At 56.0% G+C, this 12,153-nt stretch carries 9 protein-coding genes; 1 reads left to right on the top strand and 8 read right to left on the bottom strand.

What is annotated here, in order from left to right:
- The first annotated feature begins 171 nt into the window (after window positions 1–171).
- Window positions 172–945, top strand: a complete 774-nt coding sequence (locus M6D89_RS17360) for a CPBP family glutamic-type intramembrane protease (protein ID WP_253966968.1) — start codon at window positions 172–174, stop codon at window positions 943–945.
- A gap of 57 nt (window positions 946–1,002) precedes the next feature.
- On the opposite strand, the gene M6D89_RS05225 is transcribed toward M6D89_RS17360, so the two are convergent.
- From M6D89_RS05225 to M6D89_RS05190, 8 genes are all read right to left on the bottom strand, one after another.
- On the bottom strand, window positions 1,003–3,597 hold the full coding sequence (locus M6D89_RS05225) for a glycoside hydrolase family 9 protein (RefSeq protein ID WP_253966967.1): 2,595 nt from the start codon (window positions 3,595–3,597) through the stop codon (window positions 1,003–1,005).
- A 261-nt stretch (window positions 3,598–3,858) separates the two neighbouring features.
- Window positions 3,859–4,968 (bottom strand): metalloprotease, encoded by a 1,110-nt coding sequence (locus M6D89_RS05220; protein ID WP_253966966.1) that lies wholly within the window; start codon window positions 4,966–4,968, stop codon window positions 3,859–3,861.
- Complete coding sequence (locus M6D89_RS05215; protein WP_253966965.1) at window positions 4,965–6,635, bottom strand: BatD family protein; 1,671 nt, start codon at window positions 6,633–6,635, stop codon at window positions 4,965–4,967. The genes M6D89_RS05220 and M6D89_RS05215 overlap by 4 nt, the downstream gene beginning before the upstream one ends.
- A 5-nt stretch (window positions 6,636–6,640) precedes the next feature.
- Window positions 6,641–8,551: a VWA domain-containing protein gene (locus M6D89_RS05210; RefSeq protein ID WP_253966964.1), complete on the bottom strand. Its 1,911-nt coding sequence runs from the start codon at window positions 8,549–8,551 to the stop codon at window positions 6,641–6,643.
- The gene (locus tag M6D89_RS05205; protein WP_253966963.1) at window positions 8,548–9,567 is read right to left on the bottom strand and encodes a vWA domain-containing protein; all 1,020 of its coding nucleotides are present in this window, start codon (window positions 9,565–9,567) and stop codon (window positions 8,548–8,550) included. Before M6D89_RS05205 ends, M6D89_RS05210 begins: the two co-directional genes overlap by 4 nt.
- Complete coding sequence (locus tag M6D89_RS05200) at window positions 9,560–10,042, bottom strand: DUF4381 domain-containing protein (RefSeq protein WP_253966962.1); 483 nt, start codon at window positions 10,040–10,042, stop codon at window positions 9,560–9,562. The genes M6D89_RS05205 and M6D89_RS05200 overlap by 8 nt, the downstream gene beginning before the upstream one ends.
- The gene (locus tag M6D89_RS05195; protein WP_253966961.1) at window positions 10,039–10,983 is read right to left on the bottom strand and encodes a DUF58 domain-containing protein; all 945 of its coding nucleotides are present in this window, start codon (window positions 10,981–10,983) and stop codon (window positions 10,039–10,041) included. The genes M6D89_RS05200 and M6D89_RS05195 overlap by 4 nt, the downstream gene beginning before the upstream one ends.
- Entirely contained in the window at window positions 10,983–11,936 is a 954-nt protein-coding gene (locus M6D89_RS05190) for an AAA family ATPase (RefSeq protein ID WP_253966960.1), read from the bottom strand. The genes M6D89_RS05195 and M6D89_RS05190 overlap by 1 nt, the downstream gene beginning before the upstream one ends.
- Window positions 11,937–12,153 lie beyond the last annotated feature (217 nt).

Raw genomic sequence — 12,153 nt, 5'->3', positions numbered from 1 at the left:
AATTATAGTATTTTCCTGCATTATAGGGCGACTGGCTATGCTTTGACTATTGTTTTGCGCCCGGAGCTGATACCCCTAAATTGGACAGGGAAATGATGTGCGACAGAGCACCCTGGTTGTAGTCTGACCGGCGCTTGTACAAGTGAAAACTATCATTGAATAGGAGTGCCCGTGAATAACAGTAAAGCACATCGCCAGAGTGCTCATATAGAGTTTCTGAAGAGTACGGGAATAGATTTCCCGTTCTACGCAGGCCATCCAGTCACAGTGTCGGCGGGGCAGTGGCTGATCGTGCTCGCCGCCGTGGCTGTGGGCTTTATGTGCCTAACACTCAAGGTACCAGTGTTGACCGGCGACTTGGGTATTTTTATTCGCGCCCTGTTGTTTCCAGTTATTCCTCTTGTGGTGTTGCGAGCGCTGGCTGGCCCGCATTGGCGAGCGCTGTTTCGTCGGCTTCGTAGGGCGGACTTTGGCTGGATGCTAGGTGTTGCGGCGCTAAATTTGGTGATCAGTTCGCTGGTAGGCGTACTGGTGATGAAGTTTTTGGGTGCCGAGGCGAATGTGGCCGTAGAAGCCTTGGCTGGTCAGAGTAGTACTGAGCGCGAATGGTTTTTTCTACGCAGTATTCCCCAGCTGTTTGGCGAAGAAGTGCTCACGCTTTTACCCATGTTGGCCATACTTTATTTTTGCTATCAGCGTCTCGGGCTGTCCCGTGTTAAAGCGGTATTGATTGCCTGGCTGCTTTCTTCCTTGATGTTTGGGTTGGTGCATTTGCCATCTTACAACTGGAATTGGCTCCAGTGCTTGCTGGTGATTGGCACGGCTCGATTGGTGTTGACGCTTGCGTATATCAAAACCAAGAATATTCTGGTTTCTACCGGCGCGCACATTATTAATGATTGGGTAATTTTCGGTATTGTGCTGCTGGGGGCAGCTGAGGGGTAATTAAAAAAGGCCGACACCATAGGGGTGTCGACCCAAGGCTCACATCTCCATGCAAAACTACTTTTCTAACAGCGCCTGGGCGGCATGGGTTAAAAACAAATACCGGCTGCCCATTGGAATTACGTACTCGTTCTGACCCCAAAAGAACGGCCAGTTGCTTTTGTTCTCGGGTAAGTCCGGTGCTAATACTAGTACCCCGGGCACAACCCCGCCGGGAATATAGGAAAAGTCCGCACGGTTGCTGCCGTAGGCGGCGGTTTGTGACTCGGCGCCTATGCCCGAGGCAAAAGAGTAGTTGGAATCCGGGTGGGTGCCGTAAATATAATTCAGGCTGCGGAATACCAAGTCCTTTTCTACGATCTCGGGGAAGGCTTTGTTCAGCCAGTAATTAGTGATACCAAAACCCATCACGGAACCGTTACCGGCCCAGCCACCGCGAGTAATAGGCACACCGTAGGGATTATCTTTTTCGATTTCGCTAATGCCGTCCCGGTACTCGCGCGCCAGGGTTTTCAGCTCGGCGGCGTAGGCGTCATCCATGTAGGGCAGGGCGGCGACCAGCATGGCGACGTTTTCACCGCGGAAATTTTCTTTTACCTGAGGCAGTAGTAAACGCACTGCATCGGCGTACTTTTGCTCTTGGGTGGCTAGCAATAATTCCACCGCGGCTTTCAGGTGCTCTTCTTCCAATTTGCCACCGGTGGTGTTGCCAAAGCGGTAGGTGTTGGGTTCGCGGCCCGCTTCGTATTCCCACACTTTTTTCGCCGTTTCCAGGCTTTCGGCGGCAAGATCTGCGTTTAGCGACCCCAATACTCGGCTGGCACCGGCCAGGGCAGCGGCCGAGCCATAGTTGAGAGCTGTGGTATTGCTGGTAAAGGCCCATCGGTCGTCAAAGCGGCCACTGTGAGTGCCGTTTTCGGGCATCAGGTCTTCACCGGCGGTGGGGTCGACAGTCGAGGGCTCGTACATATCGCCTACTGCACGTTCATCGGCGTGGGGGTCCATGCTGGCGTCGTAAACCATATTGTCGGTTTTGGTGGAGCCATCGCCTAAGTGGGGGTATTGGTATAAACGCCCCGCGACAATACCCGGAATGGCGTGGCCAATGGCGCGGTGCTGGGCAATCAACGCCAGGGTGCCGTGCTCGATTTGCTGCAGAATATCCTGCTGACCGTCCGGGCGATTTATCTGGGTGAATTTTTTCGCTTGGTCGACGGTGGTGTTGTCGCGCTCAATGCCAAACTCTTCAACGGCGTGTACCAGCCCTTGTACGGTGTGGTATTGCGACTGGGTGCGAATGTCGTAGTCGCCCGCGTCGTACCAACCACCGTAGTTCAAGCCGTCGATATGCTCAAAGGGCGCAAAGTCGGTGTCCAGGTTTTCATCGTGGGCGTAGAGGTCAAAGTGCTCGTAGTTGGGCGGCGCCTGCAGGGCGTCGTCCATATGCGAGCGGCCGTGCCACACGCGGTAGGCTTCGCGCACCAGCATATGGTCCATTTGCACGGGGAAGAAAAAGTCCAGCGTCGGCTGCCAGACTTTGGCCAGTACATCTTCACTGATAGGGAAGGCATTGCCGGTCTGGCTGCCGTAGCGCAATTGGTACAGGCCGGGTTCGTTAACTTCGGAGAAATCAAAGGTCAGGTACTGATAGCGCAGGTAATCGCCCCAGGCCTCGGGTTTGCCGCTGCGAGCCACTTCCGTACTGCCGTCGGCGTTAATTCGCAGCAGTTCTACGGTGCTCTCGGGCGTGTCGTTGGGGTCCAGCTCAATCACCGCCTGTTTGGGCTGCGCTGGGTGGTAACCCACCTGCGAATAGCCGACGACGGGTTCGCGCACCCAGTCAGGGATGGCGCTAATTTCGATGTTCCATTCCACCACTTTACCGGTAGTGCCGGCGGGAATCATATCGCGCACCACGTACCAGCCATTTTGTGCCTTGGTGCGGCCGTCAAACAGCATCAGTTCGCCATCGCCCAAGGCCTCGCTTATGGTCACGCGGCGCTCGTCATCTTCAGGCGCCAGTACCAGGGTTTTACCACTGGCAAAGGGTGTGGGCTCAGTTAAGCCTTTCTCGTTCATCAACATGCCGTCGGTGGTGGATGCTGAGCGAGGGAATTGGCCCGGCTTGCCGTCGGCCAAATAGGTTTTATCCCAGTATTCAGCGGGCACAAATTCCATATTGAAACCGGCTTTGCCCTCTAGGTCGGCCGGTAGCGGCTGGTCTAAATGCACGCTGACAGTTAAGCCTGTAGCGGTCGATGTGGCTTGCACACGGTAGCTAAAGCCGTGCTCGGGGTAGGCCAGTTCGGTGGTGATGGTGCCAGCTTGAGAGTTTACCTCGCGGTTCACAAATTGCCCCATACCATCCCACTGCTCGGGGGTGTGCAGCAGACGCACATCACCATTGGTGGCCGTGCGCTCGCCGTGCTGAACGATCTCGATACCGGCGGTTTTGGAATCAAAGAACAGGCCTCCGGGTTTACTGGAAAAGGCAAAAACATCGACGGCGGCGGAGTCAAAGTACTCTTTATCGTTAATGCTAAAGGCTGACTTCTGACTTGATGTGGGTTGGCTGGCGCAAGCGGCTAGCAGCGTTGCCCCGGCAATGGCCGCCGCTAGTGGGCGCCAAGTAAAGCGAGAGAGCTGATACATTGTGGTCTCCTTGGTATTCCGACTTCGCGGTCGGTGACTATTGTTATGTTCATAATGACTATTAGTGGGTGTAAAATAGCGCAAAACAGACAGAATTGCGAGCGTGTGTAAACGCCACCGAAAAGGGCGTATAGGTCCGGAGAGGGCGGGGTTGGCGGATATACGTGGGAAATGCTCGCGGGATAAGGTTTGTAAATTTTTATTGGCTAAGGGTAAGCGAGCAGGGTTTGCTGGCAATAGCGCTTTTGCTGGTAATGTGCATTAGCTCGATAAAAACACAAACGGCAGGTTCGCCCCAGCAATGCCAGAGTCGGCCATCGCCCAGGATATAGCCACCAGCACCGCAACTATAAAAAAGTAGAGCCCGGCGCAGACGGTCATGCCATAAGTGTTCATGGGCACCTGGCGTTGATATTCTTTGCTGCCGCTGGCGAGCAAATCTACCGCGCCTAAAATGCCAAAAAACACCAGCAGGGTAAAACCGAAGACGGCGGCTCCGGCCACCAGTACCGCGCTTAAGGCCAGCATAATAGTATGACCGAGCTTGCCGGGTTTGCTGTAGGCAATGGCTTTAATGGCCTGGCCGCCATCCAGCGGGACAATAGGTAAGAGGTTAAATATATTTAAAAGCAAGCTAACGGCGGCAAAAATAGCCAGGGTTTGGTTGTCGGTTATTAACCATGCCAGCCACCCGGCAACGGCACCGGCGCCGCCCACAACCGGACCCGCCATGGAAATTTTATAATCCTGCCAGCGGGTTTTGGCTTGTTCGCTAACCGCCGCGCCGCCCAAAAAGGGAATAAGGTAAATACCTTTTACTTTTAAACCACACTGGCGCATGGCCATCACATGGCCAAACTCATGAATAAAAAGTGCGGCAATAATGCAAATGGCCACTTCTAAGTTAAACAGCCAGGCCCAGCCGGCCAAAGCGGTACCGGCAAGAGCAGCTTTTAAGGCGCCAGCGCTTTTTATCAGTTTAAAAAATAACCCGAACAGGGCAATGCCGTGATGTTTTGCGGCTTCGGTGGCTTTGCCGGCGGTGGCGGTATCGCCCGTGCGGCTTTCGGCGGATGTGGTTTGCTGTACGGAGGCTTGTCCCAAGGGGCCGTTTATCGGGCTTTTGCCCTGGGCGAGAGTTTCGCTATCGGTATAAAAGCGGTAAACACAGTGTCGGGCGGTGTCGTCCAGGGAGTATTCCAAGGTCACGGTACCGTAGCCTGGCAGGTTAAACGCGTGCACGCCGTGCCACTCGTGGCGCACATTAAGTGAGACCACCTTACCGTCCAGGCGCAGCTCATCCAGCGTCGCTTGCTGACGCCTTAGCTGGACTTTGTGCCCGGCAAGTTCCAGATTAAGCAGCTCGGTCACGGATTACCCGTAGGGTAGAGCGGTGCCAGTGGCTGAGTTTTACCATCGCGTTTATCCACCCTTAGCTTTTGCAGTGCGGGTAGCAGTTTACCCGGATCAAAACTGTGGTTTTGGGCGCTGTAGTTGGCTTTATCCAGCTCGTGCAATTGCTCCGCAATCTCGGGATTTTGTGCAAGGCGCGCCAGCTGGTCCAAGCCTTTTACCGAGGTATTCCAATGCACGCTGGCCCACTGTAATAAGTCTTGGCGTAGCTGGGGCCAATGCTGATCAGCAGCGCTGCGTTTTACCTGTTTCCATAGGGCTTTATCGCTGGGTGCACCGGCGGGTACTGTTTTGGATTTCCGCTTTTTAGGGACAAAAAAGTAAAGTGAGGCGACAATGAGTAATAGCAGCCCGGTTACCGCTTGAGTGATGATTAACCACATAGGGGCACGGTGTACCACGGTCACTTTACCCGAGCCGCCCGAGGTTTCCGGTTCTTGCGCGACATTAACCGCTTTGCCTGGGGTGCTGGGCAAGGTGGCGTTAACTTCTAGCGCGGGCAGGGTTGCTGTTTCAAATTCGCCGGTTTGGGTATTAAACCAGCGCAGCTCCACCGGGGGTAAGGTGGTGCGACCGGCGGCATTGGGTACCAGTGCCAGGGTTTCGGTGCGGGTACTGCTCACCCCTGTGTCGCTTCGCTGTTGGTCGGTTTGCGCTTTGTCTTTGTAGCTACTGAAGCCTTCAATATCGCCAAACTCGATAGGCGGTAGTTGGGTCGGCAGTAAGCCTTTCGCTTCAATGGTGACGCGGCGCGTAACTGGCTCGCCCGCCACCAGCGTTTCCGGGTCGTGGCTAAAGTGTTGGGTTAGCTTAATGTCTTGTGCTGGCAGCCAGGTATCGGCACCACTGGCAGCGGGAATGGGTTTGACTTTAATATCAATGGGTTGACTGCGGCCGCGTCTTACCGGGCCGGAGCTAAAGCTCATCAGCGAGCGACCACCGCTGCGCAATTGGGCGGCGTACTGTAAGGGCGGAATATGCAAAGTGCCGCTTTTTTGCGGGTAGAACGCAAATACGACTTCGTACACCAAGTGCTCGGTGCCGTTAATGGTGGTGACATATTCGTCCTCACTAACCGCCTCGACCAAGGCATTGTCTAGTTCAAAATTACCCAATTCGCGGCCGGTCCAGTTGTATTTGGAGTAGAGCTTGGCACTGACCAAGACCTGTTCCTGGACATAGGCCGAGTTTTTGTCAGCGGTTACTTGCAAGAATGTCTCGGCATCGGTATCGGCTGGGGAGTCGGGCGCATTGGTGACCGTAATGGTTACCGGCTCGGAGAGGATGCCGGCGGCTTCTAAGCTCGGGATAATAATGTCACCCCGGCGTTTGGGGGCGAGTGCCAGTTGCCAAATAATAGATGACTCGCTGCGGCCGTTAACACTGATTGATTGAACCCGGCGATTGATGTTGAGAATATCAAAATCATCGCGCAGCACGGCGAAGTTGGGTTCGTCGTTGGTGTTGCCATCTTTTAAGGTGACATTAACGTTCAGTTGGTCGGTAATGGCAATGCTGTTGCGTCCCGGTTCTACCGTTAAGCTGGCAGCCCACAGGGGCGAGGCCAGACACAGCAAAAAAACGGCGACTAGGGTGCGGGGTAAAAGGTGTTTGTGCGTGTTCATGTGCCTCACCAGCGTTGCTCCGTATTGCCCATATCATTTAGCTGTTTGAGCTTGGATTCCAGGCGTTTCTGCCGATATTGGTATTCAAATTTATTGCGCATCAGGCCCGAGGGGTCGTCGGGTATTTGGCGCAGCCATTGTTCTTGCGCTTGCTGTTGTTCCAGCTCTTCAGGTGTGGGCGCCGCTTGCGCTTGAGCCTGTTCACCGGCCTGCTCGGCGCCGGCGCTCGAGCTCTGCGCGCCTTGGGCCGAGGATGATTGTCCCGCGTCCGTTTGCGGTTCGGCCTCTTGGTTTTGGCCACTGCTGGCGCTGGATGATTGCCCCTGTTGGTTCTGCGGATTTTGCGGCTCACCTTGGGAGCTATTCTGTCCTTGTTGCGGCCGATTTTGCGAGGGTGAGTTGTCGCTGCTGGGTGAGCTTTGCTGCTCTCCCTGTTCTTCGTTTTGCTGCCCTTGTGAACTGTTCTGCTGCGATTGATCTTGTTGCTTATCTTGATTTTGTTCGTTGTTTTGCTGGTTGTCGCCTTGTTGATTTTGCTGGTCTTGCTGCTGTTGTTTTAATTGCTCAACCAGTTCTCTGTTGGCCTGGGCATCGGCAAAATTGGGGTCGCGTTTTAGAGCCTCATCATAAGCTTCTAACGCTGCTTCCAATTGATTGGCGCGGGCCAGGGCGTTGCCCCGGTTGTAGTGCCCCTGGGCGGTATCCACTTGGTTAAAGCTTTCGGCTGCGGCCTCGTACTCGCCCGCGCGATATTGCGCGGTGCCGCGCCAGGCGGGGTTTTCAAATTGTTCGGCGGCGGCTTCGGGTTGGTTTTGCTCCAAGGCACGGGCGCCGCGTTGATCGGGGGTTAACAGAACGTCGGGCAGAGTTTGCGCTTGTACAGGTTGCGGGCTAAAAGCGGCAAAAGGCACGAGCATTAGCGCCAATAAAACGCCCCGACGAAAGGTATAAAGGGCAATGGGTAGCAGCACTAGCACCAGCCAGGGGCCGCGATCCAACCAGATATCCATGCTGGAATCGGTTTTGCGGTGTTCGGCATTCAGGGCCGACACATTTTCGCTGAGGTACTCCACATCGCGTGTATCAAAGGTACTGGTGATATAGCGCCCGCCGGTTTGTTGCGCCAGGCGCTGCAGATCGCCACTGCCGAGCTCAGTGGTCACAATATTATTCTGCCCGTCGCGCAAAAAGCCGCCCTGGCCCGAGCGAATGGGCACTGATTCGTCGCTGCCTATTCCCATAATGGATAGCGAATAGGGGGTATCGTTTAGCAGCTCGGCAACCGCCGTTTGCGCACTGGAGGCAACACCATCGGTCAGCAGTAATAATCGCCCGCGGTCAAAGCCCGCGTTACGCAACAGCTCAATAGCGCGCTCAACCGCCGCCTCGGGGCGGCTGCCTGGGACCGGCATCATGCCCGGTGATAACACCGGCAAGAGCGACTGAATCGTTTGTGTGTCTTCGCTCAGCGGGGTAACCGTGTGGGCATCGTCGGCGTATACCACCAATGCGGTTTCGCCCTGATCACGCCGTTGCAGGATGTCGGCAATTTTTAAGCGCGCACGCACCAAGCGGCTGGGCTTAATATCGTCGCCGATCATCGAGGGAGATAAATCCAGTAACAGCACCAAAGCGTCCGATTGTCTGTGCACCTGGCTGGGGGCTCGCTCCCAGGTGGGGCCCGCCATTGCGAGGCAGGCGATAAGCCAGGCGATGGCGACTATGATGAGATAAAAACGCGATTGACGCTGCTGGCGGCCGTCGCTTAAGGCGGACAGTAGCTCGGGAGCAATCAGCGATTGCCAGCCCCCCAGGCGGGTCCGCGAAAACCACAGAAGCGCCGCGATTAGCAGTAGCGGTACCAGTGCAAGCAAAGCCCAGGGGCGAATAAAATGAAAGTCGGCAAGCAGGTTCACGATACACCTCCCGCTAGGTTGGCGCGGCGCAGATGAATCCGGCTTGCGGCCAGCAACGCCGACAGCAAGAGCGCAAGGCCTAACGGCCAGTAAAACAGGCGGTTCATGGGGCGCACGGTGCGCTCGTCTAATTCAATCGGCTCCAGGGCGTCCAATTGTTTGTGTACTTCGGCCAGCTCTTCGGTGGATTCGGCGCGAAAAAATTCACCTCCGGTACTCTCGGCAATTTGCTGGAGGGTGCGCACGTCTAAATCGGCTGAAGCGCTACGGCTGAAAAAGCCACCGGTGGAGCGGTTGGAGCCAAAGCCAATGGTATAAACTTTAACGCCCATATCGGCGGCGATGCGCGCAGCCTCTAAAGGTTCGGTGTTGCCCGCCGTATTGGCGCCGTCGCTTAATAAAATAATGCGGCGGCTACCTTCGGGCCGTTCGCGCAAGCGTTTGATGGCCAGGCCCAGAGCATCGCCGATGGCAGTGGCGCCGCCCGCAAAACCAATCTGCGCCTCTTGCAGCAGTTGGTTTACGGTTTGGGTGTCGTAAGTAAGCGGTGCCTGCACGTAAGCTTGATCGCCAAACAAAATAAGACCCAGGCGATCTCCGGTGCGTCGGGTAACAAAGTCGCCCACCACGGCTTTCACGGCGGTTAAACGGTTAATAGGTTCGCCGTTTTGAAACTGCATGGCGACGATGCCGGGGGGCAACATATCGCGTATTTCCATACTCTTGGAAATATCCACTGCGAGCATCATGTCGCGACCACTGTAGGGTTGTGATTGCGCCTCGCCAATCCAGCGCGGGTCGGCCGCGGCGATGACCAGCAAAACCCAGATGAGCCAGAGCGTGATGCCATGGCCCCAGCGCTTGCGCTTGAGCGGGCTGCTACCGGCCAGCTCGGCGGCCGTGTGATAAAAAGGGACTTTTACCGCGGGCGCCGAATCGGTTTTGGGTTTCACCCAACGCATGATCAGCGGTAAAGGTAAAAGCACCAGCAACCAGAGCAGACCAAATTCAAACATTGTTGGCCTCCCGTAGGTTTTTGCGGTGTTGCTTTATCCAGCGTGCGGCGTAATCGCGTAGCGCTTGTTGGTCCAGCTCGGGGGCGGGGTGGTAGGGCGCATCCGCTAATACGTGGGCGTTAGCTGAATTAATCCTGGGGGCGCTGGTTTGCAAAAAATCCACCCAGGCTTGGCCGTGTAGAGTGGCGCAGCGTTCAAAGCCGTAACATGCCACGGCGGTGCGTTTTAACAGGGTGTTAATGCGCCGGGCAAAGTCCTGGTTGTTTTTGTCATCGGGCATTTGGCGCAGTTCAGCCAGGGCATCACGCCGGTATTGGTTAGCGCGATAAAGACGGTGTAACGCAAAAGCCAGCGCGACCACCGCAAGCAGGGCGATAGCGATTATGACCCACCACAGTGGCGCAAGCGGCCACCAGCCAATGGCCTCGGGGCTGTGAATGTCTTTTAACTGTGCCAGCGGATCGGAGGGATTCACGCGCGCCTCCTGTTGCCGTAGCGCTGGCGTAGCAGCTCGCTGTAATTGCCAGCGGTTGATATGTTGATAACTTCTAATCCCAGCCGCTGGGCCCGGTCTTCCAAGGCCTGCTGCTGTCGGCGGGCCTGCTGGGCGTAGGCCTTTTGAAACTGACGGTCGTGAGCGGGCAGCTGGGTTTTGTGCTTGCCGTCGGTAATGTTCAACGCAGCCGCCGCCTGTAGTTGGTGCTCTAGCGGATCGGTGGTTTGAATGAGGGTAATATCCAGGTGACGCGCCAGGTGGAACAGCTGCTTTTCGGCCTGGTCGTCCAAATCGTGCAGGTCGCTGATGACAAACAAGGCCGCGCCGGGGGTAGCGATGCGGCGGGTGTCTTTGAGCATTTGCGTTAAATCGAGCTTTGCTTGAGTCACGATGGGCGAGTTGAGCTCGGCATTGAACTTATGCAACAGCTGCAGAGTTTGCAGCACTGTGTGTTTGCTGCGTTTGGGGCGAATGTCGCGAAACTGGTTATCGCCAAAAATCACGGCCCCTAAGCGGTCGCCACTGTTAAGCGCCGCCCAGCTTAGCTGGGCGCCGATATGACAGGCGAGGGTACTTTTAAAACAGTTTACACTGCCAAAGAACATCGGCGCGCGTTGATCGCACAAAATATAAACAGGGCGTTCGCGCTCCTCACTGTAAAGCTTGGTGTGGGGTACCTGGGTACGGGCCGTTACGCGCCAGTCAATCGAGCGAATATCATCGCCCGGCTGGTACAGCCGCACCTCTTCAAAGTCGACGCCCCGGCCGCGAAATCGCGTGCGAAAGCGACCGCTTTGCACACTTTGCACGGTTTTGCGGGCAAACAGGTTAAGCTCGTTTGCGATAAAGCGCTCGCGCAGCAGAGCCTGCAGGTCGCAGTATGGGCCGCGCGCCAAATTTTCGGTCTTGTTTTGACTCATCAGGCGATGGGGACAGTTTTCAACAACAGGTCAATGACTTGGTCGCGAGTCGTGCCGTCGGCTTCGGCCTCAAAGCTTAAGATAATCCGGTGGCGCAAACAGTCGTGCAATACCGCCGCGACATCGTCGGGACTGACAAAATCTTTGCCCGCCAGCCAGGCATGGGCCCGGGCGCAGCGCTCCAGGGCAATGGTCCCGCGCGGGCTGGCGCCGTATTCCAAAAGCCCTGCCAGTGGTTCGCTGTACTGGCCGGGACGGCGGGTGGCGTTAATCAGCTGAACAATATATTCCTCTACCGCCTCGCTCATATGCAGCTTGAGAATCTCCTGGCGCGCCTGCATAACGGTCGCTTCTGACAAGGGAGCGGGGGCTGCCTGGGCGTCGTGGGTCGCTTCGGCGCGCACCAGCGAGAGAATCTTGCGCTCGGCCTCAACACTTGGGTAATCCACATTCACATGCAGTAAAAAGCGGTCTAACTGAGCTTCGGGCAGCGGGTAGGTGCCTTCTTGTTCAATAGGGTTTTGGGTTGCCATCACCATAAACAGCGGGGGCAGGGGGTAGGTTTTATTGCCCACGCTTACCTGGCGTTCGGCCATGGCTTCTAACAAAGCCGACTGTACCTTGGCCGGGGCGCGGTTAATTTCGTCGGCCAGCACTAGGTTATGGAAGATGGGGCCTGCCTGGAATTCGAACACGCCCTGTTCGGGGCGGTAAATATCGGTGCCGGTGACATCCGCCGGCAGCAGGTCGGGGGTAAATTGAATGCGGTTGTAGTCGCCCTCAATGGCGTCGGCGAGGGTTTTGATGGCCTTGGTTTTGGCAAGCCCCGGTGCCCCCTCGACCAGCAGGTGGCCGTCCGCCAAAAGCGCGATCAAAAGGCGCTGTACCAGATGCTCCTGACCGATGATCTGGCTGCCGAGCCAGTCCGTAAGCGTTGCGAGCTGTTGCTGCATGTCAATACCCTTTAATAATGCTGGTGTTTTATTGGCGCTATATGACATTGCCATGTGGTGGCAGTTCCGTAAATTTCAAGCGCAGGCTTGGGGGCGAGGGTGTTCTATACTGGTAATCAACGACTTTTAGGCCTAATAAGGTCGCCGTGTTTGTTATGCGGCGCACGCACTGGTTAGGATGGCACGCCTGCGCTGCAGTCTTTTATTGACGGCTTTG

It is taken from the genome of Gilvimarinus xylanilyticus (assembly GCF_024195295.1).
GTDB lineage: Bacteria > Pseudomonadota > Gammaproteobacteria > Pseudomonadales > Cellvibrionaceae > Gilvimarinus > Gilvimarinus xylanilyticus.
The sequence above is the reverse complement of the archived record's forward strand: the minus strand, read 5'-3'. Positions and strand labels throughout refer to the sequence as shown.

Bases quoted from the DNA above. Each gene is read 5' to 3' on its own strand.
- M6D89_RS05225 (WP_253966967.1), bottom strand. From the start codon at position 3,597: ATGTATCAGCTCTCTCGCTTTACTTGGCGCCCACTAGCGGCGGCCATT.
- M6D89_RS05215 (WP_253966965.1), bottom strand. From the start codon at position 6,635: ATGAACACGCACAAACACCTTTTACCCCGCACCCTAGTCGCCGTTTTT.
- M6D89_RS05205 (WP_253966963.1), bottom strand. From the start codon at position 9,567: ATGTTTGAATTTGGTCTGCTCTGGTTGCTGGTGCTTTTACCTTTACCG.
- M6D89_RS05195 (WP_253966961.1), bottom strand. From the start codon at position 10,983: ATGAGTCAAAACAAGACCGAAAATTTGGCGCGCGGCCCATACTGCGAC.
- M6D89_RS05190 (WP_253966960.1), bottom strand. From the start codon at position 11,936: ATGCAGCAACAGCTCGCAACGCTTACGGACTGGCTCGGCAGCCAGATC.